Source organism: Mesorhizobium sp. WSM1343 (genome assembly GCF_055901535.1).
Genome location: NZ_CM148370.1, coordinates 1 through 26318 on the forward strand (window position 1 = coordinate 1; position 26318 = coordinate 26318).

Consider the following 26318-nt stretch of genomic DNA (forward strand, 5'->3'; position numbering starts at 1 on the left):
ATGCAGAGCGGCATCGAAAGGGAACTTACGGGCGACCTCCCATTTCCTGGAACTTTGATCGGAGCAAACGACATAGCGGTGTCCAGCGACGCGGAACAGAAATTCGACCGGGTCAAGACCCAGTTGAAGGCGCGCCTGGGAACCGAAGTCTATTCGAGCTGGTTTGGCCGCATGAAAGTCGCCGAGGCTTCCAAGGGCATTGTCCGCATCTCGGTGCCTACCGCCTTCCTGCGCTCATGGATCAACGGCCACTATCTCGACCTCATCTCCGAACTGTGGAAGCAGGAGGATCCCGATCTTCTCAAGATCGACATCGTCGTGCGCACGGCAACCCGTCAGGGACGCGCCCAGGCCGAGCCAGAGGTAACGCCGGCACGCAGCAAGGTGACACGGCAGACGCAGACGGCGCTTGCCGCAGGCACAGTCAGCCCCAGCCGGGTGGAGCGCGCATCGACTCCGCGTCCGGGCACACCCGTCGAGAGCGAATTCCGCCACAACGTTCTGGGGTCACCGCTCGATCCACGCTACACGTTCGGCTCTTTCATCGAGGGGCCGTCGAACCGGGTGGCCTTCGCCGCCGCCAAGGCAGTGGCGGAATCGCAATCGAGCGCGGTGCGCTTCAATCCGCTCTTCCTTCACGCAACCGTCGGGCTCGGCAAGACCCATTTGCTGCAGGCCATCGCCGCGGAATCGCTGAAGCAGAACCCCAAGTCGCGCGTCGTCTATCTCACGGCCGAGTATTTCATGTGGCGCTTTGCCACCGCGATCCGCGACAACAACGCTCTGACGCTCAAGGAGCAGCTGCGCGACATCGACCTGCTCATCATCGACGACATGCAGTTCCTGCAGGGCAAGTCGATCCAGCATGAATTCTGCCACCTGATCAACATGCTGCTCGACAGCGCCAAGCAGGTCGTCGTCGCTGCCGACCGGCCACCATCGGAACTGGAATCGCTCGAACCGCGGGTCCGTTCGCGCCTCAATGGCGGTGTCGCGCTTGAAATGTCGGCGCCCGATTTCGCCATGCGCCTCGGCATGCTCAAATTGCGCCTTGCCACGGCCAGGAGCGACGACGCATCCCTCGACATTTCGGAGGAGATCCTCAATCACGTCGCCCGCACCGTGACCGGCAGCGGACGCGAGCTGGAAGGCGCCTTCAATCAGCTTTTGTTCCGTCAATCCTTCGAGCCGCAGATCACCATCGACCGGATCGACGAAATCCTCGGCCACATCTATCGCACAGGCGAGCCGAAGCGTGTCCGTATCGAGGACATCCAGCGCATCGTGGCGCGTCACTACAATGTGTCGAAGACCGAATTGCTGTCCAACCGGCGCACGCGCACCATCGTCAAGCCGCGGCAGGTCGCCATGTACCTGTCGAAGGTGATGACGCCGCGCTCGCTACCCGAGATCGGACGGCGTTTCGGCGGCCGCGATCACACCACGGTGCTGCATGCCGTGCGCAAGATCGAGGACCTTTCCGGCAACGACAACACGCTGGCGCAGGAACTTGAGCTTCTGAGGCGGCTGATCAACGATCAGGCCTGACCCTCCGGGAGGGCCGAACCGAAACAACGCCGGAATTCAATGGCTTGCCAGTGCGGCGCCGGGCCTGCATCGGGCTCGTGGCATCGCCTGGAAGCGATCTGGATTTCGGTTTTTCGACACTGGCTCGCGGACTTCGGGCGCGTTATCCCCAGAAAGCCCGCGTAGCCGGCCTGAACCGGCGGCGCGGGCTTGCGTTTGCTGGTTTTTTCCTGTCAGTTTACGCAGATTCTGAGCCTATTCAGACCTTTCGCGGGACGCCGCTCACTGGTGACCCGTCATTCATTCAAGCGAGCCTGTTTCGTCATGCGTGTTATCCTGGAACGGTCAAATCTCCTGAAGTCGCTCAACCACGTCCATCGTGTGGTCGAGCGGCGAAACACCATACCGATCCTGTCCAACGTACTGCTCGGCGCCGAAGGCGCCAGCCTTGAAATGAAGGCAACCGATCTCGACCTCGAGGTGACCGAAGCGACGCCCGCCAAGGTGGAGCGCGGCGGGGCGACGACGGTCCCGGCACATCTGCTCTACGACATCGTGCGCAAGCTCGCCGATGGCGCCGAGGTGATGCTGAAGACGGACGAGGACGGCAACGCCATGACGGTGACGTCCGGCCGCTCGAGCTTCCGCCTTCAGTGCCTGCCGCAATCCGACTTCCCGGAGCTTTCGGCCGGATCCTTCTCGCATATCTTCCGTCTCGACTCGGTTGCCCTGAAAGGCCTGATCGAGAAGACCCAGTTCGCCATCTCCACCGAGGAGACACGCTATTACCTGAACGGCATCTACCTGCACACGCATGAGGTCGGCGGCAAGCTGAAGCTGCGCTCGGTGGCGACCGACGGCCATCGCCTGGCGCGCGCCGAGATCGACGCGCCGGCGGGTTCCGAGGGCATGCCGGGCATCATCATTCCGCGCAAGACGGTGAGCGAACTGCAGAAGCTTGTCGACGATCCGGATGTTGCGGTGACCACCGAACTGTCGGACACCAAGATCCGCTTCACCATCGGCAGCGTGGTTTTGACCTCGAAGCTGATCGACGGCACCTTCCCCGATTATCAGCGGGTCATTCCGACAGGCAACGACAAGAAGCTGATCATCGACCGCCAGAGCTTTGCCGCCGCCGTCGATCGTGTCTCGACCATCTCTTCCGAACGCGGTCGCGCGGTGAAGCTGTCGATCAGCGAGGGTCAGGTGACGCTTGCGGTCAACAATCCGGATTCAGGCAGCGCCACCGAAGAACTGTCCGCTGACTATTCATCCGATCCGATCGAGATCGGCTTCAACGCCAAGTACCTGCTCGACGTTGCCGCGCAGCTGACCGGCACGGAGGCCAAGTTCATGCTGGCGGATGCCGGTTCGCCGACGCTGATCCACGACATGGCCGACGAGACCGCACTCTATGTGCTGATGCCGATGCGCGTGTAGCGGCGCAGTGTCAGCACTTCGGTCCTGTTGTGGACCGGCGGCAAGCGCGATATTTACGGCGACTTCTATAGGCGGATAGCGGTTGCCGGCACAGAACCATATAAGTAAGCTAACACTTACTAATTTCCGCAACTATGCGGCGCTGACGATCGATCTGGCGCCAGGTGCCGTGGTTTTTTCCGGCGACAACGGCGCCGGCAAGACCAATCTCCTCGAAGCGATCTCCTTTTTGACACCGGGACGCGGCTTGCGCCGCGCGCCCTACGCCGATGTCGCGCGCGAGGGCGGCGACGGCGGCTTTGCGCTGCATGCCCGGCTCGACGGACCTGATGGCCAGGTCGAGATCGGAACAGGCATTTCCGGCGGTGACACCGCCGGCGAAGGCGGCAGGCGGGTACGCATCAACGGAGCTTCGGCGCGTTCGGCCGAGGACATGCTGGAATGGCTGCGCGTGGTTTGGCTGACGCCAGCCATGGACGCGTTATTCACCGGACCGGCCGCGGATCGCCGGCGCTTCCTCGACCGGCTGGTGCTGGCGATCGATCCCGGCCACGGGCAACGTGCGATCGACTACGAGAAGGCGATGCGCGGTCGTAACCGACTGCTTACCGAAAGCTCTCGGGACGACCGCTGGTTCGACGCTATCGAGACGCAGATGGCCGAAACCGGTGTGGCGATTGCCGCGGCGCGCGCCGAGATGGTGCGCCTGCTGGCCGCCATGATCGACAGGCTGCCCGACACGGGACCGTTTCCGCAGGCCGATATCGGCCTTTCAGGCGAGCTGGAAGCCGAGATTGCCGTGGCGCCGGCGGTCGATGTGGAGGAACGCTTCCGTCGGACGCTTGCCGAGGGCCGCGAGCGCGATCGCGCCGCCGGGCGCACGCTCGACGGCCCGCACCGTTCGGACCTGGTGGTTCGGCACCGCCCCAAGGCGATGCCGGCCGAGCTCTGCTCGACCGGCGAGCAGAAGGCGCTGCTGGTCGGCATCGTGCTGTCGCACGCGAGGCTGACCGGCGAAATGTCGGGCATGACGCCGATCCTGCTGCTCGACGAGATCGCTGCGCATCTCGACAGCGGGCGGCGCGCGGCGCTGTTTTCCATCCTGGAGGAACTGAACTGCCAGGCATTCATGACAGGAACCGATGCTGCGCTGTTTTCCAGTCTCCAGGGCCGCGCGCAATTCCTGACCGTCGACCATGGGACGGTTGGGCCAACCGAAGACCCCTGACAAGGTTTTTCCGTGCCTGTATGATCAGGCAATGACCACTGCCGCCCTGACCGCAGACGAGATCGAACGCTATGCCCGCCACATCGTGCTGCCGGAAATCGGCGGCGCCGGACAGCAGAGGCTGAAGCAGGCCCGGGTGCTGGTCATCGGCGCCGGCGGGCTGGGCGCCCCGGTGCTTGAATATCTTGCCGCCGCCGGCGTCGGCACACTCGGCGTGGTCGATGACGACACCGTTTCGCTCTCCAACCTGCAGCGTCAGGTCATTCACGGCACCGACACTGTCGGCCTGCTGAAAACCGACAGCGCCAAGGCGGCAATCGCCCGCATCAATCCCAATACCACAGTCGAACCGCATACGTTCCGGCTGACCACGGACAATGCGCCTGCCCTCGTCGCCCGCTATGACATCGTCGTCGACGGTTCCGATAATTTCGAAACGCGCTACGCCGTGGCCGATGCCTGCGCGAGCGCTGGGAAACCGCTGGTGCATGCCGCAGTCGGACGCTTCGATGGCTCGGTCACGGTGCTGAAGCCCTTCGAAGACGGCAAGGACGGCAAGCCCAACCCAGGCTATCGTGACCTGTTTCCCGAAGCGCCACCGCCGGGCCTGGTGCCGTCCTGCGCCGAAGTCGGCGTGCTTGGCGCGCTGACCGGCGTCATCGGCACGCTGCAGGCCATGGAGGCGGTCAAGCTGATCACCGGCGTGGGCGAACCGCTGGTCGGCCGGCTGCTGCTTTATGATGGGCTGGCGGCGCGCTTCGACACCATCCGTTACAAGAGAAGCTGAATTCTTGGGCCGGATCGAAGCAGTCTCCATCAGGCGGATCCCGACCGATTTCGACCGTTGGGACGATGTGCTCGCATTGATCATGCGTACCTTCGCCTCGATGGACGACGTCATCGACCCGCCCTCCTCGGCCCACCTTTTGACCGCAGACACTCTGCGGGACAAGGCAGGGCGGGAGACCGGCTTCGTGGCGCTCAGGGGCGATCGGATCGTCGGCTGCGTCTTTGCCCTTGAAAAGGTGGCAGAGTTCTATGTCGGCAAGCTCGCCGTGGCACCGGACTGCCAGGGACAAGGCATCGGCCGGCGGCTGATGCAGGCGGTCGAAGACCTTGCCCGCGGCCGCGGCAAGGCCGCCATCGAGCTTCAGACGCGGATCGAGTTGACCGCAAACCATGCGGCCTTTGCTCGCCTCGGCTTTCGCGAAACTGGACGGACGGCGCATGACGGCTATGCCAGGCCGACCTCGATCACCATGCGCAAAGCTCTCCCGTAAGTCTTATCTTACGGTTTGTGGGCCACGGATATCGCACCGCGACAGTGTCAGGTCCTGAGCGGCAGCACGCGGTCTGGTGGGCGGTGGCCGTCAACGAAGGCGCGGATGTTGATGATGACCTTTTCACCCATGTCGATACGGCCCTCGAGCGTCGCCGAGCCCATATGCGGCAAAAGCACGACCTTGTTCTTGGCCGCGAGCTTCAGCAGCTTGCCGTTCAAGGCTGGCTCGTGCTCGTAGACATCGAGGCCGGCGCCGGCGATCTTGCCGTCCTGGATCAGCTTGACCAGTGCTTCCTCGTCGATGATGTCGCCGCGCGCGGTGTTGACGACATAGGCGGTGGGCTGCAGTAGCGCCAGCCGCCGCGCCGAAAGCAGATGGAAGGTTGCCGGCGTCGAGGGACAGTTGACCGAGATGATATCCATGCGGGCCAGCATCTGGTCGAGGCTTTCCCAATAGGTCGCCTCCAGCCCGTCTTCCACGGCCGGCAGCACGCGGTGGCGGTTGTGATAGTGGATCGACAGTCCGAAGGCCTTGGCCCGCCTGGCTACGGCCGTGCCGATCCGCCCCATGCCGACAATGCCGAGCCGCTTGCCCCAGATGCGCCGGCCTAGCATCCAGGTCGGCGACCAGCCGGCCCATTTCTTGTCGCCGGTGAGCACATTGGCGCCTTCCGCGAGCCGCCGCGGCACCGCCAGCATCAGCGCCATCGTCATGTCGGCGGTGTCTTCGGTCAGGACATTCGGCGTGTTGGTGACGGTGATGCCCCTCTTGGCCGCAGCCGCGACATCGATCTTGTCGACGCCGTTGCCAAAATTGGCGATCAGCTTGAGGTTGTCGCCTGCCTGAGCGATCAGCGCCGCGTCGATATTGTCGGTAATGGTCGGCACCAGAACGTCGGCTTCCTTGACCGCCGCGACCAGTTCCGGCTGCGTCATCGGCCGGTCCTCGACATTCAGCCTTGCGTCGAACAGTTCGCGCATGCGGGTCTCGACCGGGTCGGGCAGCTTGCGCGTGATGACGACGAGAGGCCTTTTTTTGCCTGCCATTGTTTCCCTCTCGAGTATTTGCCGCAATTCCGAACGCAAAACCGCTTCACAGGTTTGCTGGAATTGCTCTAACCCGATCTCGTTGAGACCTCTTTAACCAAGACCGGCGAAACTGAAAGCCGGTCGCGGTGCCGATTACCCATGTAACAAGCGGTGCCGCCGAAGACAAAGAAAAAGGGGCGCCGAGGCAAGCGCCGAAAGGAATGAAAGTGTCTGGTTTCGCGTCGCTTCGCCTGGCCCTCAGTGCAGCATTTTTCGGCGCTCTGCTTTATTCTCCGCTTACGGCGGCACAGAGTGCGGCTGCACCTGCCCAGAGCGTCGTCACGCTCGGGCCGAGCGGCCTGCCGCTGCCGCGATTCGTCAGCCTGAAATCCGGCCGCGTCAACTCGCGCGTCGGCCCCGGCGCCAACTACTCGGTCGACTGGATGTACATGAAGGCCGGCCTGCCGATGGAGATCATCCAGGAATTCGACACATGGCGCCGCGTGCGCGATGCCGATGGTTCGGAAGGCTGGATCAACCAGTCGCTGCTTTCCGGCCGACGCACGGCAATCGTCGCACCATGGCAGCGTGGCAAGGGCACCCGGATCAACCTTCTCAACAGTCCCGACAAGGACGCAAGGGTGGTCGCGATGATCGAACCTGGCGTCATGGGTTCGATCAAATCCTGCGACGGCCAGTGGTGCGAAATGACGTTCGACGGCCACACCGGCTGGCTTGCCCAGTCGGTCGTCTGGGGCGCCTATCCCGGCGAACGGGTCAAGGACTGATTCTCTTTCGCGGTCCTGGCTTTATGCCCGATACGGCCGAGATGGGTGTCCTGGAAGCCGGTCGGCAGCTTCAGACCGTAGCCCAGCGCACGGTCGATGGCGATGTGGGCGATCCATATCAGCGCAACCGCCATCGCGGCCGTATTGCCCCACATGTGCCCGCCGAGCAGCAGCAGCACGGGCACTATCAGGATGTGCAAGGCGTTGTAGGCAAGGGCACCGACGCGCGGACCGGCCAGATAGCCCGACATCGATAGGTCAGGCGCCAGGATAAGCAAGCCGAAGAGCCACCAGGAGATGCCGGTCGAACCGTAGAAAAGTACGGCAGCCAGTGCCACGATCGCCCATTCGAGCCGGATTACGAGATCGAGGGGTTTCATCCCTGGCCGATAATTCTGGCTTGGCAGATGATTCCGGCCTCGCCAGTCATTCGCGGCGTTTGGGGCGCAGCCTCACGACGATGTCGACGTTGGCGATCTCCATCCCTTCCGGAGGCTCCGGCAGGTTGGCAACCGTCACCGGACCGCTGTCGATGTCGAATATACGGTTTTCGCCTTCGATGTAGAAATGGTGGTGGTCGGAGGTGTTGGTGTCGAAATAGGTTTTCGCGCCTTCGACGGCGAGGATGCGCAAAAGTCCCGCCTGGGTAAACTGGTGAAGGGCATTGTAGACGGTGGCCAGCGACACCGGCACGCCGGCGGCAACCGCCTCCTCGTGCAGTTCCTCGGCCGACAGATGCCGGTCGCCCTTGGCGAAAAGCAGATCGGCCAGCGCAATGCGCTGACGCGTCGGCCTCAGCCCGGCTTCACGGACCCGCTTGTCCACAGCGACATTTTCCTTCCGGCCGTCCAGGTCCATCTTCTCGTCGAACCCCACAGTTCCGCCCCAAGACACGCCCAGAATGGCAAAAAAATGAACGTCTGCCGAAACCGGACCTCTCAGGACATATATTCTGTCGTCCGAATGCGATCAATAGCGCGCATTGACCCAGGCAGACGAGCAGGCTAAGCGCAAACGCCGGTTTCCGGCCTGAAACAGATTGTGTTAGGAAACCAACGACAAGGGCACCCGATGGCCCGGAACGATATGGGATGAGATTGATGGCGGGTAAATCCAGCTACGAGTACGACGAATTGCTGGCCTGCGCCCGCGGCGAACTGTTCGGACCGGGCAACGCCCAGCTTCCCTATCCGCCAATGCTGATGTTCGACCGCATCACCGAGATCAGCGAGACCGGCGGTGCCTTCGAGAAGGGTTTTATCCGCGCGGAGTTCGACATCAAGCCGGACCTGTGGTTCTTTGCCTGCCATTTCATCGGCAATCCGATCATGCCGGGGTGCCTCGGCCTCGACGCCATGTGGCAATTGACGGGCTTCTATCTTGGCTGGCTTGGCGAACCCGGGAAGGGAATGGCGCTGTCGACCGGCGAAGTGAAATTCAAGGGCATGGTCACGCCTTCGGTGAAGAAGGTCGAATATGGCATCGACTTCAAGCGCGTGATGCGGGGCCGGCTGGTGCTCGGCATCGCCGATGGCTGGCTGAAGGCGGATGGCGAACCCATATACGCGGCAACGGATTTGAAAGTCGGTCTGTCCAAGCAGTCGGCGGTCGGCTGACCGGCACCCCTGGCCAGCCCCCTTGGCCAGCATCCCTGGAAGGAGTTGCGAATGAGACGTGTCGTAGTCACAGGCCTCGGCATCGTGTCGTCGATCGGCAACAATGCCAACGAGGTGCAAGCCTCGCTGCATGACGCCAGATCAGGCATCAGCTTCTCGGATTCCTTCGCCGAACACGGCTTCCGCTGCCAGGTCTGGGGAGCGCCGACGCTCGATCCATCGGCGATGATCGATCGCCGTGCGATGCGCTTCCTGAGCCAGGGTGCTGCATGGAACCACGTCGCCATGGACCAGGCGATCGCGGATGCGGGCCTCGGCGAGAGCGACATCACCAATGAGCGCACCGGCATCGTCATGGGATCGGGCGGACCATCCACCCGCACCATCGTCGAAGCTGCCGAAACGACGCTGAAGAACGGTAGTCCCAAGCGCATCGGTCCGTTCGCGGTGCCGAAGGCAATGTCGTCGACCGCATCGGCGACGCTTGCCACATGGTTCAAGATCCACGGCGTCAACTACTCGATCTCGTCGGCCTGTTCGACCTCGGCGCATTGCATCGGCAATGGCTATGAATTGATCCAATGGGGCAAGCAGGACATCGTCTTCGCTGGCGGCCACGAGGATCTCGACTGGACGATGTCGGACCTGTTCGACGCCATGGGCGCCATGTCGTCGAAATTCAACGACAAGGCATCGACCGCCTCTCGTGCCTATGACGCCAATCGCGACGGCTTCGTCATTGCCGGCGGCGCCGGTGTGCTGGTGCTGGAAGAGCTTGAGCATGCCAAGGCGCGCGGCGCCAAGATCTATGCCGAGATCGTCGGCTATGGCGCGACGTCGGATGGCTACGACATGGTTGCTCCTTCAGGCGAAGGCGCGGTCCGCTGCATGCGCCAGGCGCTGGCCACGGTTTCCACGCCGGTCGACTACATCAACACCCATGGCACCTCGACGCCGGTGGGAGATTCCAAGGAAATGGGCGCCATCCGCGAGGTGTTCGGCCCAGAGATGCCGTACATCACCTCGACGAAGTCGCTGACCGGCCATTCGCTGGGCGCGGCCGGCGTGCAGGAATCCATCTACTCGATCCTGATGATGCAGGGCGGTTTCATCGGCGAAAGCGCCCATATCGAGACCCTCGACCCCGAATTCGAGGGCATGCCGATCGTGCGAAAGCGCATCGACGACGCCAGGATCGACACTGTTTTGTCCAATTCGTTCGGCTTCGGTGGCACCAACGCCACGCTCGTTTTCCAGCGCTATTCCGCATAAGGATTTGCCGGCCATGGACGGATTGATGAAGGGCAAGCGCGGGCTTGTCATGGGTGTCGCCAACGATCATTCGATCGCCTGGGGCATCGCCCGGAAATTGTCCGAACACGGGGCGGAACTCGCCTTCACCTATCAGGGCGATGCCTTCGGACGCCGGGTCAAGCCGCTGGCCGACAAGCTCGGCGCCTCGCTGGTCGTGCCGTGCGACGTCGAGGACAGCGCTTCGGTCGCCGCCACGTTCGAGACCCTGGGCAACGAATGGGGCGGGCTGGATTTCATCGTCCACGCCATCGGCTTTTCCGACAAGAACGAGTTGAAAGGCCTCTACGCCGACACCAGCCGGGATAATTTCGTCCGCACCATGGTGATCTCCTGCTACTCCTTCACCGAGGTCGCCCGCCATGCGGCCACCTTGATGAAGGACGGCGGATCGATGATCACGCTGACCTATGCGGGCTCCGTCCGCGTCATGCCGAACTACAATGTCATGGGCGTCGCCAAGGCCGGACTGGAGGCCAGCGTGCGCTACCTCGCCAACGATTACGGTCCGCGCGGCATCAGGGTAAACGGCATATCGGCTGGGCCCGTGCGCACGCTCGCCGGCGCCGGCATTTCGGACGCCCGCCACATGTTCTCCTACCAGCAGCGAAACTCGCCACTGCGCCGCACGGTGACCATCGACGAGGTCGGTGGTTCGGCGCTTTATCTGTTGTCGGATCTGTCTTCCGGGGTTACCGGCGAAATCCACTATGTCGATTCCGGCTATCACATCGTTTCCATGCCGACGCTCGACGAATTGAAGCAGACCGACGGCGGGCGAGACTAACGCCTGTCGGCCAAAGGTGCGCGACGGTTTTGAAATGGCGGACATCTGAAAACACGAAGCTTAAAGCGCGCGGCTAAACCCCGTTTCAGCGCCAGTCGCATTGATCCGCTCAAGAAATACTTTCGGTCCAATAAAATTGGATTCATTCGCGGAAACTCATTTTAAGGAGATATCCGCTAGAAAGCCCCGTACTCAGGGGAACTTTCAATGCTCGCCGTCAGTAACCCGAAACGAACACCGGTGTTCCGACTGCTCACCATAGCGAGTTCGGGTCTCGGCAGTTTCGTCCTCGGGCTCTGGGGCCTGAAGCTCGGTCTCGGCGATGGCTTTGCCGGCATCTCCGCCGACATGATGGTCTCGGTGATGGCCGCTCTTTGCGCACTGGCGGCGTCGGTCGCCGCGATGTCCTTCTTCGCCGGCGTCGATGAATCGGCGGATTTCGTCTTCACGGAAACCCATTTCGACAAGCTGACCGGCCTGGTGGCACGTCCGGCGATGGTCGGCAAGATTGCCGAGGCGGCATGCGCGACCAGCCGGACCGGCGAGCCGATGTTCCTCATCGATATCGACATCGACCGGTTCAAGCAGATCAATGACGCCATCGGCTACAGCCAGGGCGACGAGCTGATCCGCGCCTTCACCAAGCGCTTGAAGATGTGCGTGCCGCCGCGCGCGCTGATCGGACGCATCGGCGCCGGTGAATTCGCGATCCTGCTCCCCGACAACCAAGTCGCAGGGTCCTTGGAAAGCACCATAGAGAGGCTCATCGACGAGATGATGGAGCCCTATGATCTCGGTACGCACCTGCAATCGGTCAGCCTGTCGGTCGGCATCGTGGCGATGCCAAAGGACGGTGTCGATCCCGTCCTCATCCTGCGCCGCTCCAATCTGGCGCTGCAGAACGCGCGCGCCAGCGGCGTCGGCAACTGGTCGGTCTTCCATGCCGAAATGGGCAGGGTCGCCGACCATCGCCAGTGGATCGAATCCGAGCTGCATACAGCCTTCGAGCGCGGTGACTTCGACCTTCATTACCAGCCGCAGCTCGATCTCCCGACCGGCCGCATCGTCGGCTACGAAGCGCTGATCCGCTGGCGGCATCCGGAACGCGGCATGATCCCGCCGATGGAGTTCATTCCGATCGCCGAGGAAACCGGCATGATCGGCCCGATCGGCGAATGGGTGCTGCGCAAAGCCTGCAGCGACGCCCGGCATCTGCCCGACGACTGCTTCGTCGCCGTCAACATCTCGCCCGTCCAGTTCATGACCAAGGACTTCGTCGGCATCGTGCGCGACACCATGACGAGCACCGGCATCAAGCCGTCACGGCTGGAACTGGAAGTGACCGAGACGGCGATGATGCAGGATCGCGACCGCGCCGCCGCCATCCTGAAGGAGCTTGCGGATATCGGCATTTCGGTCGCCGTCGATGATTTCGGCACCGGCTATTCCAATTTGAGCTACCTGATCGATTTCTCATTCGGCAAGCTGAAGATCGACCGGTCCTTCGTCAGCCGCCTCGACACGGATTCCAGCTCCGGCGCGGTCGTCTCGACCATCGTCGGGCTTTCGCGCGCGCTCGGCGTCAGCATCATTGCCGAAGGCGTCGAGACCGAAAGCCAGGCGACACTGCTCAGGGCAGCCGGCTGCGAGGTGGTGCAAGGCTACCTGTATGGCAGGCCCGCCCCCCTCAAGATCAGGGTCGGCGACGTGCATATCACCGATGAGGTCCGGCGCGTTGCCAATCTGCATTGAGTGCGACGCGATATCTGTTTTTGAGCATGATCTTTTCCGAAACCGGTATCCACTTTCGGGATCATGCTTCAACGACGAGCGGAAAGCACCTTGAACATGCCGTCACGAGCGAGTTCGGCATGGCTCGAAAAGACAGCCGCCAAGATCGGTTCGTAGGGAAGCTGACGGTTGGCGACCATGAACAGCCGCCCACCCGGCTTCAAGGCCTTGGCCGCCGCTCGGATCATGCCGGCGCCGATCTCCGGCTCGGCCGCCCGGCTGCGGTGAAAGGGCGGGTTCATGGCAATCGCGTCGTAGCGCTTCTCGACTGGTTCCTTCAGCAGATCGATCCAGAAGAAATTCCTGGCGGTCGGCTGGCTGACCGCTGCCAGATTGAGCTTCGCGGCTTCAAGCGCGGCGAAATCGGCCTCATAGAGGTCGAGCGCCTGAACGCCGGGGGAGCGGGCGGCGATCTCGGCCGCCACATAGCCCCAGCCGGCGCAGAGATCGGCAATGCTGCCACGCAGGTCATTGGGCAGGTTCTCGACCAGCAATTTCGATCCGGTATCGATCCGGTCGAACGAGAACATGCCGGGCGCGGTGTGGAACCGGCCTTCAACCAGCAGAGCGGGGTTGGCAGCGCGCAATTCTTCCGCGGCGGCCAGATCGGCGGGACGTCGCAGCCAGAAGGCAATGCCGTGATATTTGGGCAAATGGCCTTCAAGCGGCACAAGCTCGTCAACGCGCTTGCGCAGGCTGGCAATGCCATCGTCCTTGCCGCCGGCAATGACGACCAGGCCGCCCGGCGCCACGCACTCAAGCGCCTGCGCGATGCGCACTTCGTTCAAGCCGCGATGCCGGCCGGCAAGCACAAGTGCCATATCGAAGCCATCGCCTTCCACTTGCGCGGTGACGACGAAGCCGGAGGCTTGCAGCGCGCTAAAATGCGGCCGGAAACCCTGCACGAGGTGAAGTGTCGCCTCAAAGCCTTCAGGCAGGCGAAAACCCGGCTCAGCGCCGAGAAACAGGGCGCGCGTGCCCTTGGCCGGTAGAGGAACAGCCTCCGCCTCGAAGGGATAGAAAAGCGTCTTCAACGGCTCGGCGGACATTGTTCGATCTCGACTTGTCTAAGCGCTTTGAAACCCAGGCTGAAAATGAAAACGGGCGCGACATAAGCCGCGCCCGTTTCGATTCATGATCTCAGACCAATCAGGCGGCGTTTTCTTCGCCTTCGGTCTTCTTGTCGCGGGCGAGTTCCTTGCCGGTGGCCTGGTCGACGACCTTCATCGACAGGCGGACCTTGCCGCGCTCGTCGAAGCCCATCAGCTTGACCCAGACCTTGTCGCCTTCCTTGACCACGTCCGAGGTCTTGGCGACCCGGTCGTTGGCAAGCTGCGAGATGTGGACGAGGCCGTCACGCGGACCGAAGAAGTTGACGAAAGCGCCGAAGTCCGCGGTCTTGACGACCGTACCTTCGTAGATCTCGCCGACTTCCGGCTCGGCGACGATGGTGTGGATCCACTTCTTCGCCGCCTCGATCTCCTTGGCATTGGACGAAGCGATCTTGACCGTGCCGTCGTCCTCGATGTTGATCTTGGCGCCGGTCTTTTCGACGATCTCGCGGATCACCTTGCCGCCCGAGCCGATCACGTCACGGATCTTGTCGGTCGGGATGTGCATCACTTCGATGCGCGGGGCGAACTCACCGAGTTCCGAACGCGCGCCGGTCAGAGCATGCGCCATCTCGCCGAGGATGTGCTGGCGGCCATCCTTGGCCTGGTCCAGCGCGATCTTCATGATCTCCTCGGTGATGCCTTCGATCTTGATATCCATCTGCAGCGAGGTGATGCCGTTGGCGGTGCCGGCGACCTTGAAGTCCATGTCGCCGAGGTGATCCTCGTCACCGAGGATGTCGGATAGAACGGCGAAACGCTCGCCTTCCTTGATCAGGCCCATGGCGATACCGGCGACGGGCTTGGCCAGCGGCACGCCGGCATCCATAAGCGCCAGCGAGGTGCCGCAGACGGTGGCCATCGACGACGAACCGTTGGACTCGGTGATCTCCGAGACGACACGCAGCGTGTAGGGGAACTGGTCGGCGCTCGGCAGCATCGGGCGAATGGCGCGCCAGGCGAGCTTGCCATGGCCGATTTCGCGGCGACCCGGCGAACCCATGCGGCCGGTCTCGCCGACGGAATAGGGAGGGAAGTTGTAGTGAAGGAGGAACTTCTCCTTGTACATGCCGGTCAGCGAATCGACATACTGCTCGTCCTCGCCGGTGCCGAGCGTGGCAACGACCAGCGCCTGGGTCTCGCCGCGGGTGAACAGCGCCGAACCGTGGGTGCGCGGCAGGACGCCGACTTCGGAGACGATCTTGCGGACCGTCTTGAGGTCACGGCCATCGATGCGCGAACCGGTGTCGAGGATGTTCCAGCGCACGACCTTGGCCTGGAGTTCCTTGAATACCGAACCGATCTGCTCGGAAGTGTACTTGGCATCTTCGCCTTCGGCCGGGGCAAACGCTGCCTTGACCTTCGCCTTGACGGCGTCGACGGCGGCGTAACGCTTCTGCTTGTCGACGTTCTTGTAGGCATTGCTGAGTTCGTCGCCGACGATCTTCAGCATCTCGGCTTCAAGCGCGGAATAGTCCGGCGCGGTGAAGTCGCGCGGCTCCTTGGCGGCGACTTCGGCCAGCTTGATGATGGCGTCGATGACCGGCTGGAAGCCCTTGTGGCCGAACATGACGGCGCCGAGCATCAGCTCTTCGCCCAATTCCTTGGCTTCGGACTCAACCATCAGCACAGCGTCGGCGGTGCCGGCGACAACGAGGTCGAGCTTGGATTCCTGCATCTCGTCGACATGCGGGTTCAGAACGTATTCGCCGTTGATGTAGCCGACGCGGGCGCCGCCGACTGGGCCCATGAAGGGAACGCCGGAGAGCGTCAGGGCGGCCGAAGTGGCAACGATCGACAAGATGTCGGGATCGTTCTCGAGATCATGCTGGACGACGGTGACGACGATCTGGGTGTCGTTCTTGTAGCCGGAGGCGAAGAGCGGGCGGATCGGGCGGTCGATGAGGCGGGAAACCAGCGTTTCCTTCTCGCTCGGACGGCCTTCACGCTTGAAATAGCCACCCGGGATCTTGCCGGCGGCGTAGGTCTTTTCCTGGTAGTTGACGGTCAGCGGGAAGAAATCGAGGCCGGGCTTCGGCTCCTTCATCGAAACGACGGTGGCGAGGACCTTGGTCTCGCCGTAGGTGGCGAGCACCGCGCCATCAGCCTGGCGCGCGATCTTGCCGGTTTCGAGGATGAGCGGACGACCGCCCCATTCGATTTCCACTTTGTGGTGATTGAACATCTCTTGTCCTTAATATGAGGAAAGGGCCGCGCCGTTTCACGGTGCGCGGAGATGCCCTTTCCCTGGCTTCCTTTCTCGGGCAGCCACGGGCAAGACAACGGGAGGCTCGGGTGTTTCGGCGCGGTGCGCGCGAGCGTCCTGCAATCCTGCCCCATGACCGTCCATGGGCGGTTTCGAGTGCCCTCTGCACGATCGAAACCGGGTCTGGCCAGTCGATACGACTGGCAGAATGCGCGACCGGCGGGCTCTCCTTCGAAAGCCCGCCGGTCAATTCGTCAACGACGCAGACCGAGCTTCTCGATCAGCGTCTGGTAGCGCGCGTCGTCCTTGCGCTTGAGATAATCAAGCAGGCTGCGGCGCTGGGAGACGAGAGCAAGCAGACCACGGCGGGAATGGTTATCCTTCTTGTGGTCCTTGAAATGGTCGGTCAGGTTCTTGATGCGCTCGGAAAGGATGGCCACCTGGACTTCCGGAGACCCGGTATCGCCCTTGGCGGTTGCGAATTCACCCATCAATTCCTGTTTGCGCTCGGCAGTAATCGACATCGTGTTTTTCCTTATCTGTTTGAGGAAACGGGTCGCCCTCAGCCGGGATGTCGTCCAGCAGGGGCCGGTGCAAGCAAAGCGTCATAGCGCTAAGCTGCGGCGCATATAGTGCAATTCCCCGGAAAACACCAGCCCAATTCACAAGCCGGCTTTTCAGGCCAAAATGGCAGGTTTATCCCTGTCAAAGCCATTTCTTCCATTTGAAGAAGGCGATCAGCCCGAACGCGACAAGCGCCATGAACAGCAGCGACAAGGGATAGCCGTAGTAGGCCTTCAGTTCCGGCATGTTCCAGGGCGAAGACTCCGGATCGAAATTCATGCCCCAGATGCCGACCAGGAAGGTGAGCGGCATGAAGATGACCGAGACGATGGTGAGATAGCTGATAACGTCGTTGGTGCGCGCCTGGCTCAGCGACAGGTGCATCTCGATCAGGCCGGTCAGCATATCGCGCTGGGTCTCGACCAGCTCGATCAGCCTGAGCGCATGGTCGAGCGTGTCGTTGAGGAAGATCTTGGTCTCGGCCTTCACATAGGGCACATCGTTGCGGATCAGCGTCGCCAGCGCATCGCGCATCGGCCACAGCACGCCTTTCAGCACGTTGGCGTCACGCCGCAATTCATGTAGCTGCCGCATCTGGTGTTTGTGCGGCGAATGCAGCATCTGGTCCTCGATGCTGTCGACCATGTCACCGGCGGCCTCGATCGGCGGAAAATAGCTGTCGACGATGGCATCAATCAGCGCATAGGCAAGATAGTCGGCGCCGCGGGCGCGCAGCCGGTTGGGCGCCGAACTTTCGATGCGCTTGCGCACCGGATCGAATGGATCGCCTTCCCGCTCCTGGAAGGTAACGACGAAGTTGCTGCCGAAGAAGACGGCGATCTGCTCATAGCGGTGCGAGGTGACATCGTCGATCATCCTGACGACGACGAAGGCATGGTCCTCGAAGAAGTCGACCTTAGGCCGCTGGCCGGTGTTGACGACGTCCTCCAGCGCCAGCGGATGCAGGCTGAAAATGCGGCCGATCTCCTCGATCAGCGGGATGTTGGCGAGGCCGGTGCAGTCGAGCCAGAGGACCGGCCATTTGTGGCAATGGGTGTTGAGGTCGTCGATGCTGGCATTTTCGATAGTCTTGAATTTTTCGGGCGAGATCAGCGTCAGACGCAGTTCCGAGCGACGCGCCGACGGGTCGGCGATCAGCGTGCCGGGCGACGCACCGACCGGCGGCCGCCGCGTTTTCGCCGGTGCCCGCGTCTTCACGGTCTCAGTCTTTGCCATATTCCCCTCGTGCGAGTCCTCGCCTCGACATTAGACGACAGGAATCAACCGGCAAAGACCCGCTTGGGCTTGAACATGCCTTGCTCAATGGCACCGATGGCGACCAGCTTGCCGCGCGCCGTGGCGCAGGCTTCTTCGGCTTCCACCGGTGCGTCGCGGCCGCGGATGATGACCGGGTTGCCGAGGCGGATCTTGGTTGCCGCGTCATCGCTGATGGCGATCTGCGGCAGGCAATCGAGGGCAGCCGATGTGTCGACCAGAAGCGCATCGATGGCGTCGAAGTCGATTGACGCTTCCACCTTGTCGGCAGCCTCTGCCTTGTCAGCGGCTTCTGTCGTGTCCGAGCTGTCGACCTCCTCCACACCGAAACGGGCGGCTTCCAGTTCGGCGATGGTGACGAAGTCTTCCGAGGTGAACGGCTCGACCTCGACCCGGCGCAATTCGGAGATGTGACCGAAGCAGCCGATGTCGCGGCCCATGTCGCGGGCCAGCGAGCGCACATAGGTGCCCTTGCCGCACTCGACCTCGAAAACAGTATGGTCGGCGCCATGCTCGACAACGTCCAGACGGCCGATCTCGATCTCTCGCGCGGGTATGTCGACCGTCGCGCCGTCGCGGGCCAGATCATAGGCGCGCTCGCCTGCGATCTTGATCGCCGAGAATTGCGGCGGCGTCTGCATGATGACGCCGGTGTATTTCGGCAGCAGGGCGAGCACTTGGGCTTCCGACGGACGCAGGTCGGATTTTTTCGTCACCGGACCTTCGAGGTCATCGGTCGAACGCTCCTGTCCCCAGGCAACGGTGAAGCGATAGATTTTGGCGCCGTCCTGCACGTAAGGCACGGTCTTGGTAGCCTCGCCAAGCGCGATCGGCAGCATGCCGGACGCCAGCGGGTCGAGCGTGCCTGCATGGCCGGCCTTTTCCGCCTGGAACAGCCATTTGATCTTGGAGACGGCTTCGGTCGAGCCCATGCCGACCGGCTTGTCCAGGATCAGCCAGCCCGAGATCGGCCGGCCCTTCTTCTTGCCGCGACGCGCCACTATTCGGTGTCCTTGTTGTCGTCTTTGTCCTGGTCTGCGTTTTCCTGGTCCTCAGGACCCAGATCGCGCGCCACTTCCGGCGATTTCAAGAGGTCGTTGATCCTGGCAAAATTGTCGAAGGAGGTGTCGAGCTTGAAGCGGAACTCCGGCATGAACTTCATCTGCCGCAGCGCGCCGGAGACACGGCCACGGACGAATTTCGCATGCTTGTTCAGCGCCTCGACCACCGCATCGGTATCCTTGGCGCCGAGCGGCGAGACGAAAGCGGTAGCGACCTTCAAATCGGGCGACATGCGCACTTCCGAGACCGACACCACGGTGTTCTCGATCAGCGGATCGATGATCTCGCCGCGCTGCAGGGTTTCGGATAGCGCATGGCGCACCTGTTCGGCGACGCGCAGCATGCGCTGGGATGGGCTGGATGCGGTTGGACGGGGCATTTTTCTCAATCCTGAAAGCGTGAGGCGCGGGATGGAACCGTGCCGCATGTCTCATATGGGCATTCTCAATAGACTTGGGGCGGCGGCCTTTCGACCACCGCCCGGTATGGACAAGTCACTCGAACTCAGAGTGTCCGGGTCACCATCTCGACGCGGAAGCACTCGATGACGTCGCCGACGCGCATGTCCTCGTAGTTCTGGAAGGCCATGCCGCACTCCTGGCCGCCGGGGACTTCCGAAACTTCGTCCTTGAAGCGCTTCAGCGTCTTCAGCGTGCCTTCGTGGATGACGACGTTGTCGCGGATCAGGCGCACGCCCGCACCACGCTCGACCTTGCCTTCGGTGACACGGCAGCCGGCGATCTTGCCGACCTTGGTGATGTCGAAGATTTCGAGGATCTGCGCATTGCCGATGAAAGTCTCGCGACGCTCCGGCGACAACAGGCCCGACAGAGCCGCCTTCACGTCATCCACAAGGTTGTAGATGATCGAGTAGTAGCGGATCTCGATGCCAGCCGCCGCAGCAGCGGCACGTGCCTGGACGTTGGCGCGGACGTTGAAGCCGATGATCGCGGCACCCGAAGTCTCGGCCAGCGACACGTCGCTTTCGGTGATGGCGCCGGCACCGGCATGGACGATGCGTGCACGAACCTCGTCGGTGCCGAGCTTATCGAGTGCGGCATTGATCGCCTCGATCGAGCCCTGCACGTCGCCCTTGATGACCAACGGGAATTCCTTCAGCCCGCTTGTCTGCAATTGCGACATCATCTGCTCGAGCGAACCGCGCTGGCCGGCATGCTTGGCAACCGCCTTCTCGCGCGCCAGACGCTGGCGGTATTCGGTGATCTCGCGGGCACGGGCCTCGTTGTTGACCACGGCGAAGCGATCGCCGGCCTGCGGGGTGCCCTGCAAGCCAAGCACTTCCACCGGCATCGCCGGCGGCGCTTCCTTGATCTGCACGCCACGATCGTTGACCAGCGCACGCACCCGGCCCCATTCATTGCCGGCAACGAGGATGTCGCCCGGCATCAGCGTGCCGGTCTGCACCAGCACGGTGGCAACGGGACCACGGCCCTTGTCGAGCTGGGCCTCGATGACGACGCCTTCGGCGGTACGGTCCGGATTGGCTTTCAGGTCCAGAATTTCGGCCTGCAGCAGGATCGCCTCAAGCAGTTTGTCGAGATTGGTGCCCTTGGTCGCCGATACTTCGACGTCCAGAACTTCACCGCCCATGGATTCGACGAAAACCTCGTGGCGCAGCAGTTCGGAGCGCACCTTCTGCGGATCGGCATCATGCTTGTCGATCTTGTTGATCGCCACGATGATCGGAACGCCGGCCGCCTTGGCATGGCTGATCGATTCGATCGTCTGCGGCATGACGCTGTCATCGGCCGCAACCACCAGGATGGCAATATCGGTCGCCTGGGCGCCACGAGCACGCATCGCCGTGAAGGCGGCGTGGCCGGGCGTGTCGATGAAGGTGATCTTGTGACCATTCTTCTCGACCTGGTAGGCGCCGATATGCTGGGTGATGCCGCCGGCTTCGCCGGAGACGACATTGGCGTTGCGGATCGCGTCGAGCAGCGAGGTCTTGCCATGATCGACGTGACCCATGATCGTCACGACCGGCGGACGCGAAACCAGGTCCTCGGCATTGTCGGCGATGTTGAACAGGCCTTCCTCGATGTCGGACTCGGCGACGCGGCGGACCGTGTGGCCGAATTCGGTGGCGACCAGCTCGGCCGTGTCGGCGTCGATAACGTCGCCCGGCTTCAGGATCTGGCCCTGCTTCATGAAGAACTTGACCAGGTCGACCGCGCGCTCGGACATCCGTTGCGCCAGTTCCTGGATGGTGATGGTCTCTGGCAGGATCACTTCGCGCATGACTTTCTCGCGCGGCTCATTGTGCATCGCGCGCTTGAATTTTTCCTGGCGACGACGCATCGACGACAGCGAACGGGCTCGCGCATCTTCGTCGGACAATGCCGAATTCAGCGTCAGCTTGCCACGGCGGCGATCTTCCTCGCTCTTGGTCGGCTTGGCCGGACGCGCCACTTCAGGCGTGACCGGACGGCGCACCGGTGCGCCGGCGCCAACCCGCTTCGGCTTGGCCACTTCCTCGTCATCGACTGTTGCCAGTTCGGCAGCCAATGGCGCGCGGCGACGCGCCTCTTCCTCAGCCCGACGGCGGGATTCGGCCTCGGTCTGCAACCGTGCTTCTTCCTCGGCCTGGCGGCGTGCGGATTCATCGCGTTCGCGCTTGCGGCGCTCTTCGTCCTCGGCGCGACGCTTGGCATCCTCGGCGGCGCGCTGGCGGTCCTCGACCTCGCGAACCTTCGAGCCCTCGAGCGCCCTGCGGCGTGCTTCCATTTCACTGCGCGACAGTTCGTTCAGCACCATGCCGCTGCGCTCGACCGGGGCCGGTGGCGGCGGGGGTGGCGGCGCCTTCAGTGCTTCCGGCACGACGACGGGTGCGGCCACGACCGCCGGCTTCGGTGTGAAGACGGGGGCGGCAACAGGCTCCGGCTTGTCGCCGGGCATCGAGAACTTGCGCTTCTTGGTTTCGACGACGACCTGCTTGGTGCGGCCGTGCGAGAAGTTCTGGCGCACAGTGCCCTGTTCCATACCGGGGCGCTTCAGCGTCAAGGTCTTCTTCGGCGTCACACTCAGCGTATTGTCGTCACCCGATTTCGTATCGCTCATTCCATATCCTCTGCGGCATCATCTTCGTCAGCAACAGCCGCAAGCATTGCCAGATCGTCCGGGGAACCGCCCCGATACCGGTCGAGCGCAACCATGCGCTTCTGGACCGCCCTGCCCGCGTCTCCCGCGAGAACGGCAGCATGTATCACATTTGTACCCCCCAATGCCAAGCTCAACTCGGCCTCGGAGAAAAGTTTGTAGGCAAGGATAGCGGGCCCACCAAGATGGACCGTCGCCCGTCGCGCCTGGCTGATCTTGCGCACGCCGTCATCGGACGCCTCGGAAGCATGCAGCACGAAAAGCGCCAATCCGCCGCGCACCGCGCTCTCGACCTTGGTAGCACCAAGCGAAATTGCGCCTGCCTTGCGGGCAAGACCAAGCATGCCCAGAGCGTGCCTGGAAAGCAGCCCGTCGACCATGCCGCCAAGATCGGGCGGCACGACCACCTGTGCCTTGAAGGCGCGGGCAAAGAGGTTCTTCGCCGCAGCCTTGTCGATATGTAGGCGGTCGGCGCTCACCCAGCAACCGCGGCCGGGCAGATTTCTCTTGATGTCGGGAACGACGGCCGAATCCGGGCCGACGACGAACCGGATCAGATCATCCGGTTCGGCTTGTTTGCGCGTAACGATGCAGGTGCGATCGTTCATCTCGTCCAAGGGCGGGTTCGGTGCGATGCGGCTTCACCTCACGCACCAACGGCTTCGTCAGCCGAGACTTCTTCGGCTGCAAGCTCGTCTTCGGTGATCCAGCCGGCCTTGAGGCGGGCGGCCAGAACCATCTGTTCGGCGTCTGCGCGGGTCACGCCATGATTGGCCAGCACGCCCGGATAGACTTTTGTCTCGCCGTCCTTGCGTTCCTTCCAGCCGGTCAGGTCGTCGGCGGCATAGCCGGCGAAATCCTCGATCGTCTTCACGCCGTCCTCGCCAAGCGTCACCATCATGGCGGTGGTGACGCCGGGGATTTCGCGCAATTCGTCCGAAACGCCGAGCGCCTTGCGCTTGTCGTCGTGCTCGGCCTCGATCTTCTCCAGATATTCGCGGGCGCGGGTCTGGATTTCGGAAGCGGTGTCCTCGTCGAAACCGTCGATAGAGGCGATCTCGCCGGAATCGACATAAGCGACTTCCTCAACGCTGGTGAAGCCTTCGGAGGCCAGCACCTGGCCGACCATCTCGTCGACGTCGAGGGCTTCCATGAACAGCGACGAACGCTCGACGAATTCCTTCTGGCGGCGTTCGGATTCTTCGGCTTCGGTCAGGATGTCGATATCCCAACCGGTCAGCTGCGAAGCCAGACGCACATTCTGGCCGCGGCGACCGATGGCCAGCGACAGCTGGTCGTCGGGAACCACGACTTCGATGCGTTCGGCATCCTCGTCGAGCACGACCTTGGCGACTTCCGCCGGCTGCAGCGCATTGACGATGAAGGACGCCGCAGAAGGCGACCACGGAATGATGTCGATCTTCTCACCCTGCAATTCGCCGACGACGGCCTGGACGCGGCTGCCGCGCATGCCGACGCAGGCGCCGACCGGATCGATCGAAGAGTCCCGCGAGATGACGGCGATCTTGGCGCGCGAACCTGGGTCGCGGGCGACCGACTTGATCTCGATGATGCCGTCATAGATTTCCGGCACTTCCATGGTGAACAGCTTGGCCATGAACTGCGGATGGGTGCGCGACAGGAAGATCTGCGGGCCGCGCTGCTCGCGGCGCACATCGTAGACATAGGCGCGGACGCGGTCGCCATATTTGTAGTTCTCGCGCGGGATCAGCTCATCGCGACGGATGATCGCTTCGCCGCGGCCGAGATCGACGATGACATTGCCGTATTCGACGCGCTTGACGGTACCGTTGACGATCTCGCCGATGCGGTCCTTGTACTCGTCATACTGGCGGTCGCGTTCGGCCTCGCGGACCTTCTGGACGATGACCTGCTTGGCCGACTGGGCGGCGATGCGGCCGAAATCCATGGGCGGCAGCTGTTCGGCGATGAAGTCGCCGAGCTGGGCGTCGGGATTGCGCTCGCGAGCCGAGGAAATGGCGATCTGCGTGGCGTAGTCATCGACCTTCTCGACCACTTCCATCAGCCGCTGCAGTTTCATCTCACCGGTGTTCGGGTTGATGTCGGCGCGGATGTTGGTCTCCTGACCGTAACGCGAGCGCGCCGCCTTCTGGATCGCATCGGCCATGGCGGCGATGACGATCGACTTGTCGATCGACTTTTCACGCGCGACCGCGTCGGCGATCTGCAGCAATTCAAGTCTGTTGGCGCTTACAACCATCGTTTTTCTCCCGAGCTTGTTTGCCGGACCTTTGCGCCCGGCAGCTCAATCATAGTTCCTGTTCGTGTTCTTCCGTGGCGTCCGCTTCCGCACCCGACTCGTCGTCGTCCGGTTCGCCACGGCGCTTCTTGGCTTCCTTGCGCGCCCTGTTGTCCTTCGACAGGGCATCGCGGATGAGATCGTCGGTCAGGATCAGGCGCACATCGGCAATCGCGTCATAGGGGACGCGCACCGTCGGCTCCTCGCCATAGGCTGCCTTGTCGCGCTCGATCAGCACATCGTCTTCGCCGGCTTCGGCGATCTTGCCCTTGAAGCGCTTGCGGTCGGCGACGACGATCGATGTTTCCATTTTCACCAGATGACCCGTCCAGGTCGTGAAATCCGATTTGCGGACCAGCGGCCGGTCGATGCCGGGCGACGAGACTTCAAGATGGTAGGCCTTTTCGATCGGATCATCGACATCGAGCGCCGGCGACACCGCGCGGCTGACCTCTTCGCAATCCTCGACGGTCATGGTGCCGTCCTCGCGTTCGGCCATGATCTGCAGCGTCAGCCCGTTCTGGCCCGACAGATGCACCCGCACGAGGCGGAAGCCGATGCCGCGCAGAACCGGCTGGACGATCAGCGCGATGCGCGCATCGATGCCGCTTTCGCGGATGATGCGATCGTCGCCCTCGCTTGCCGTTGCAGTCATTGAAGCCCTGTCGTTCTCTACCAAGTTATCGGCAGGTAATAAAAAAGAGCGGGACCGGGTGGACCCACTCTTCGTCATACCGACCAAGAATTTGAGGCTGATATAGACGATCGCGGCCTGTGTTTCAAGCCCGCTATGCTGGTCGGGCAACGCTGCCATCGAGGTGGCCCCCGCCAGCGTTGCATGGAGCGCATGGCGCCCATGCGGCGGCCCCCATGGGATTGGCGCTGAAACGCACCTACTTACGCTGCGCTGCACAAAGGTGGCCGTGCGCCACACGTGCGCGAAAGGACATGATCATGAGCAATCGCAAGATATTTTCTGCAATAGGCGACTTCTTCACCGTATTCGGCAGCGCCGTGGCCGCTTCACGGGCCGTGGAAGCCGGTCGCAGGCCGCGCGCCGACGACCTGCGCAACCTCGGCGTCGAGCCTGCCGCCTTCGATCGCATCGGCCGCCGCTTCTAGCTTTGACGCAATTCCGGACGGAAAACCGTTTCACACTTTTTCTGGAATTGCTCTAAGACAGCGAGCCTATTTCCGAATGAAGGTAAGATAGGCCGGCCGCCGGCCTTCACGAATGGCCTTGGCCTCGTAACGGGTGCCCGGCCAACCATCATAGGGCCGGTGCCAGTCCGCCGCCTCGCAAGCCTGCCATGCGAACGCGCCATGCGCGCGGCAATGCAGCAAGGTCCAGTTGACATAGGTGTCGATGTCGGAGGCGAAGCGGAATTTTGAACCAGGCTTCAGCACGCGCGCGAACCGCTCGAGATTGACCGGGCTTACGAAACGTCGCTTCCAGTGTTTCTTCTTCGGCCAGGGGTCGGGATAGAGCAGATCGATGCCGCCGAGCGAGGCCTGCGGCAGCCAGTCGAGCAGCCTTGTGGCGTCGTCGTCATAAACCCGCAGATTGGCGAGCGGTTTCTCGCGCACCGCCATCATCATCTTGGCCATGCCGTTGACGAAGGGCTCGACGCCGATAAAGCCGATCGAAGGCGCCTCGGTCGCGCGGTGCAGGAGATGTTCGCCACCGCCGAAGCCAATCTCCAGGCGAACCGCGCTGACATCGGCTTGAAACAGAGTTTGCAGACCGGCCGGCGGCTCGGCCGCCAGGTCGAGCCGATATGCACCGAAGCCGCTTTCCAGCGCGGCCGCCTGTTGCGGACGCATGGTCTTGCCGCGCCGGCGACCGAAAAAGGCTTCGGTCGCGCGGCTTGGTCTGTCCTTCGGATCCATGGCGGG

Annotated in this window: 24 protein-coding genes and 2 pseudogenes; 11 read left to right on the forward strand and 15 right to left on the reverse strand. The window is 62.6% G+C overall.

Going from position 1 to position 26318, the window contains the following annotated elements; all coding sequences use genetic code 11:
- From dnaA to AC0NIL_RS00025, 5 genes are all read left to right on the forward strand, one after another.
- Positions 1-1548, forward strand: a complete 1548-nt coding sequence (dnaA, locus tag AC0NIL_RS00005; protein WP_473573243.1) for a chromosomal replication initiator protein DnaA — start codon at positions 1-3, stop codon at positions 1546-1548.
- Positions 1549-1851: 303 nt separating this feature from the next.
- A complete protein-coding gene (gene dnaN / locus AC0NIL_RS00010; RefSeq protein WP_013527877.1) occupies positions 1852-2970 on the forward strand; it encodes a DNA polymerase III subunit beta in 1119 nt (372 codons plus the stop codon).
- 82 nt (positions 2971-3052) lie between these two features.
- Positions 3053-4198 carry a DNA replication/repair protein RecF gene (recF, locus tag AC0NIL_RS00015; protein ID WP_013527878.1) on the forward strand — a complete coding sequence of 382 codons (1146 nt, stop codon included), beginning with the start codon at positions 3053-3055 and terminating at the stop codon, positions 4196-4198.
- Between the two features lie 31 nt (positions 4199-4229).
- Positions 4230-4985, forward strand: a complete 756-nt coding sequence (locus tag AC0NIL_RS00020; protein ID WP_013527879.1) for a molybdopterin-synthase adenylyltransferase MoeB — start codon at positions 4230-4232, stop codon at positions 4983-4985.
- Positions 4986-4989: 4 nt separating this feature from the next.
- Positions 4990-5478, forward strand: a complete 489-nt coding sequence (locus AC0NIL_RS00025; protein ID WP_224618573.1) for a GNAT family N-acetyltransferase — start codon at positions 4990-4992, stop codon at positions 5476-5478.
- Between the two features lie 47 nt (positions 5479-5525).
- Here AC0NIL_RS00025 and AC0NIL_RS00030 read toward each other — a convergent pair whose 3' ends face one another.
- Entirely contained in the window at positions 5526-6527 is a 1002-nt protein-coding gene (locus tag AC0NIL_RS00030; RefSeq protein WP_013527881.1) for a 2-hydroxyacid dehydrogenase, read from the reverse strand.
- Between the two features lie 209 nt (positions 6528-6736).
- On the opposite strand from AC0NIL_RS00030, the gene AC0NIL_RS00035 reads away from it, so the two are divergent.
- Positions 6737-7297: an SH3 domain-containing protein gene (locus AC0NIL_RS00035; RefSeq protein ID WP_224618571.1), complete on the forward strand. Its 561-nt coding sequence runs from the start codon at positions 6737-6739 to the stop codon at positions 7295-7297.
- On the opposite strand, the gene AC0NIL_RS00040 is transcribed toward AC0NIL_RS00035, so the two are convergent.
- Both AC0NIL_RS00040 and irrA read right to left on the reverse strand, forming a co-directional pair.
- Positions 7270-7677 (reverse strand): DUF4260 domain-containing protein, encoded by a 408-nt coding sequence (locus tag AC0NIL_RS00040; protein ID WP_224618570.1) that lies wholly within the window; start codon positions 7675-7677, stop codon positions 7270-7272. The two genes, AC0NIL_RS00035 and AC0NIL_RS00040, sit on opposite strands and share 28 nt — an antisense overlap.
- Positions 7678-7723: 46 nt before the next feature.
- Positions 7724-8155: an iron response transcriptional regulator IrrA gene (gene irrA / locus AC0NIL_RS00045; protein ID WP_024503471.1), complete on the reverse strand. Its 432-nt coding sequence runs from the start codon at positions 8153-8155 to the stop codon at positions 7724-7726.
- Positions 8156-8397: 242 nt separating this feature from the next.
- Here irrA and fabA point away from each other — a divergent pair, with 242 nt between their 5' ends.
- From fabA to AC0NIL_RS00065, 4 genes are all read left to right on the forward strand, one after another.
- Positions 8398-8913, forward strand: coding sequence for a 3-hydroxyacyl-[acyl-carrier-protein] dehydratase FabA (gene fabA / locus AC0NIL_RS00050; protein WP_013527885.1), 516 nt, complete (start codon positions 8398-8400; stop codon positions 8911-8913).
- A gap of 51 nt (positions 8914-8964) precedes the next feature.
- Positions 8965-10185: a beta-ketoacyl-ACP synthase I gene (gene fabB, locus AC0NIL_RS00055; RefSeq protein ID WP_013527886.1), complete on the forward strand. Its 1221-nt coding sequence runs from the start codon at positions 8965-8967 to the stop codon at positions 10183-10185.
- A 13-nt stretch (positions 10186-10198) separates the two neighbouring features.
- Positions 10199-11011 (forward strand): enoyl-ACP reductase FabI, encoded by an 813-nt coding sequence (gene fabI, locus AC0NIL_RS00060; RefSeq protein WP_013527887.1) that lies wholly within the window; start codon positions 10199-10201, stop codon positions 11009-11011.
- A gap of 207 nt (positions 11012-11218) precedes the next feature.
- Positions 11219-12763: a putative bifunctional diguanylate cyclase/phosphodiesterase gene (locus AC0NIL_RS00065; protein ID WP_024503468.1), complete on the forward strand. Its 1545-nt coding sequence runs from the start codon at positions 11219-11221 to the stop codon at positions 12761-12763.
- Positions 12764-12831: 68 nt separating this feature from the next.
- On the opposite strand, the gene AC0NIL_RS00070 is transcribed toward AC0NIL_RS00065, so the two are convergent.
- From AC0NIL_RS00070 to rimP, 11 genes and pseudogenes are all read right to left on the reverse strand, one after another.
- Positions 12832-13851 carry a class I SAM-dependent methyltransferase gene (locus tag AC0NIL_RS00070; protein ID WP_275954069.1) on the reverse strand — a complete coding sequence of 340 codons (1020 nt, stop codon included), beginning with the start codon at positions 13849-13851 and terminating at the stop codon, positions 12832-12834.
- Positions 13852-13951: 100 nt separating this feature from the next.
- Entirely contained in the window at positions 13952-16099 is a 2148-nt protein-coding gene (gene pnp / locus AC0NIL_RS00075) for a polyribonucleotide nucleotidyltransferase (RefSeq protein ID WP_013527890.1), read from the reverse strand.
- 275 nt (positions 16100-16374) lie between these two features.
- Positions 16375-16686, reverse strand: a complete 312-nt coding sequence (gene rpsO / locus AC0NIL_RS00080) for a 30S ribosomal protein S15 (RefSeq protein ID WP_269470859.1) — start codon at positions 16684-16686, stop codon at positions 16375-16377.
- A 139-nt stretch (positions 16687-16825) separates the two neighbouring features.
- Positions 16826-17920 carry a magnesium/cobalt transporter CorA gene (corA, locus tag AC0NIL_RS00085; RefSeq protein ID WP_275954070.1) on the reverse strand — a complete coding sequence of 365 codons (1095 nt, stop codon included), beginning with the start codon at positions 17918-17920 and terminating at the stop codon, positions 16826-16828.
- 44 nt (positions 17921-17964) lie between these two features.
- Positions 17965-18204 (reverse strand): annotated as a pseudogene (truB, locus tag AC0NIL_RS00090) (tRNA pseudouridine(55) synthase TruB); the annotation flags it as partial.
- An 87-nt stretch (positions 18205-18291) separates the two neighbouring features.
- A pseudogene (gene truB, locus AC0NIL_RS00095) lies at positions 18292-18960 on the reverse strand (tRNA pseudouridine(55) synthase TruB); the annotation flags it as partial.
- Entirely contained in the window at positions 18960-19400 is a 441-nt protein-coding gene (gene rbfA, locus AC0NIL_RS00100; RefSeq protein WP_013527893.1) for a 30S ribosome-binding factor RbfA, read from the reverse strand. The pseudogene truB (AC0NIL_RS00095) and the gene rbfA, both read right to left, overlap by 1 nt.
- 125 nt (positions 19401-19525) lie before the next feature.
- Positions 19526-22102: a translation initiation factor IF-2 gene (gene infB, locus AC0NIL_RS00105; RefSeq protein WP_473573246.1), complete on the reverse strand. Its 2577-nt coding sequence runs from the start codon at positions 22100-22102 to the stop codon at positions 19526-19528.
- Positions 22099-22749 (reverse strand): RNA-binding protein, encoded by a 651-nt coding sequence (locus AC0NIL_RS00110; protein ID WP_024503463.1) that lies wholly within the window; start codon positions 22747-22749, stop codon positions 22099-22101. Before AC0NIL_RS00110 ends, infB begins: the two co-directional genes overlap by 4 nt.
- A gap of 38 nt (positions 22750-22787) precedes the next feature.
- Positions 22788-24383, reverse strand: coding sequence for a transcription termination factor NusA (nusA, locus tag AC0NIL_RS00115; protein WP_013527896.1), 1596 nt, complete (start codon positions 24381-24383; stop codon positions 22788-22790).
- A gap of 49 nt (positions 24384-24432) precedes the next feature.
- Complete coding sequence (gene rimP, locus AC0NIL_RS00120; RefSeq protein ID WP_013527897.1) at positions 24433-25077, reverse strand: ribosome maturation factor RimP; 645 nt, start codon at positions 25075-25077, stop codon at positions 24433-24435.
- Between the two features lie 299 nt (positions 25078-25376).
- Between rimP and AC0NIL_RS00125 the strand changes: the two genes are divergently transcribed.
- Positions 25377-25544 carry a hypothetical protein gene (locus tag AC0NIL_RS00125; protein WP_013527898.1) on the forward strand — a complete coding sequence of 56 codons (168 nt, stop codon included), beginning with the start codon at positions 25377-25379 and terminating at the stop codon, positions 25542-25544.
- Between the two features lie 66 nt (positions 25545-25610).
- Here the strand turns inward: AC0NIL_RS00125 and trmB are convergent, their stop codons facing one another.
- Positions 25611-26312 carry a tRNA (guanine(46)-N(7))-methyltransferase TrmB gene (gene trmB, locus AC0NIL_RS00130; protein ID WP_275954071.1) on the reverse strand — a complete coding sequence of 234 codons (702 nt, stop codon included), beginning with the start codon at positions 26310-26312 and terminating at the stop codon, positions 25611-25613.
- Positions 26313-26318: the final 6 nt, after the last annotated feature.

What these genes read in the sequence shown, in the direction of transcription:
- dnaA (WP_473573243.1), top strand. Translation starts at nt 1, where the DNA reads ATGCAGAGCGGCATCGAAAGGGAACTTACGGGCGACCTCCCATTTCCT.
- dnaN (WP_013527877.1), top strand. Translation starts at nt 1,852, where the DNA reads ATGCGTGTTATCCTGGAACGGTCAAATCTCCTGAAGTCGCTCAACCAC.
- AC0NIL_RS00020 (WP_013527879.1), top strand. Translation starts at nt 4,230, where the DNA reads ATGACCACTGCCGCCCTGACCGCAGACGAGATCGAACGCTATGCCCGC.
- AC0NIL_RS00030 (WP_013527881.1), bottom strand. Translation starts at nt 6,527, where the DNA reads ATGGCAGGCAAAAAAAGGCCTCTCGTCGTCATCACGCGCAAGCTGCCC.
- AC0NIL_RS00040 (WP_224618570.1), bottom strand. Translation starts at nt 7,677, where the DNA reads ATGAAACCCCTCGATCTCGTAATCCGGCTCGAATGGGCGATCGTGGCA.
- irrA (WP_024503471.1), bottom strand. Translation starts at nt 8,155, where the DNA reads ATGGACCTGGACGGCCGGAAGGAAAATGTCGCTGTGGACAAGCGGGTC.
- fabA (WP_013527885.1), top strand. Translation starts at nt 8,398, where the DNA reads ATGGCGGGTAAATCCAGCTACGAGTACGACGAATTGCTGGCCTGCGCC.
- fabB (WP_013527886.1), top strand. Translation starts at nt 8,965, where the DNA reads ATGAGACGTGTCGTAGTCACAGGCCTCGGCATCGTGTCGTCGATCGGC.
- fabI (WP_013527887.1), top strand. Translation starts at nt 10,199, where the DNA reads ATGGACGGATTGATGAAGGGCAAGCGCGGGCTTGTCATGGGTGTCGCC.
- AC0NIL_RS00065 (WP_024503468.1), top strand. Translation starts at nt 11,219, where the DNA reads ATGCTCGCCGTCAGTAACCCGAAACGAACACCGGTGTTCCGACTGCTC.
- AC0NIL_RS00070 (WP_275954069.1), bottom strand. Translation starts at nt 13,851, where the DNA reads ATGTCCGCCGAGCCGTTGAAGACGCTTTTCTATCCCTTCGAGGCGGAG.
- pnp (WP_013527890.1), bottom strand. Translation starts at nt 16,099, where the DNA reads ATGTTCAATCACCACAAAGTGGAAATCGAATGGGGCGGTCGTCCGCTC.
- corA (WP_275954070.1), bottom strand. Translation starts at nt 17,920, where the DNA reads ATGGCAAAGACTGAGACCGTGAAGACGCGGGCACCGGCGAAAACGCGG.
- rbfA (WP_013527893.1), bottom strand. Translation starts at nt 19,400, where the DNA reads ATGCCCCGTCCAACCGCATCCAGCCCATCCCAGCGCATGCTGCGCGTC.
- infB (WP_473573246.1), bottom strand. Translation starts at nt 22,102, where the DNA reads ATGAGCGATACGAAATCGGGTGACGACAATACGCTGAGTGTGACGCCG.
- AC0NIL_RS00110 (WP_024503463.1), bottom strand. Translation starts at nt 22,749, where the DNA reads ATGAACGATCGCACCTGCATCGTTACGCGCAAACAAGCCGAACCGGAT.
- nusA (WP_013527896.1), bottom strand. Translation starts at nt 24,383, where the DNA reads ATGGTTGTAAGCGCCAACAGACTTGAATTGCTGCAGATCGCCGACGCG.
- rimP (WP_013527897.1), bottom strand. Translation starts at nt 25,077, where the DNA reads ATGACTGCAACGGCAAGCGAGGGCGACGATCGCATCATCCGCGAAAGC.
- AC0NIL_RS00125 (WP_013527898.1), top strand. Translation starts at nt 25,377, where the DNA reads ATGAGCAATCGCAAGATATTTTCTGCAATAGGCGACTTCTTCACCGTA.
- trmB (WP_275954071.1), bottom strand. Translation starts at nt 26,312, where the DNA reads ATGGATCCGAAGGACAGACCAAGCCGCGCGACCGAAGCCTTTTTCGGT.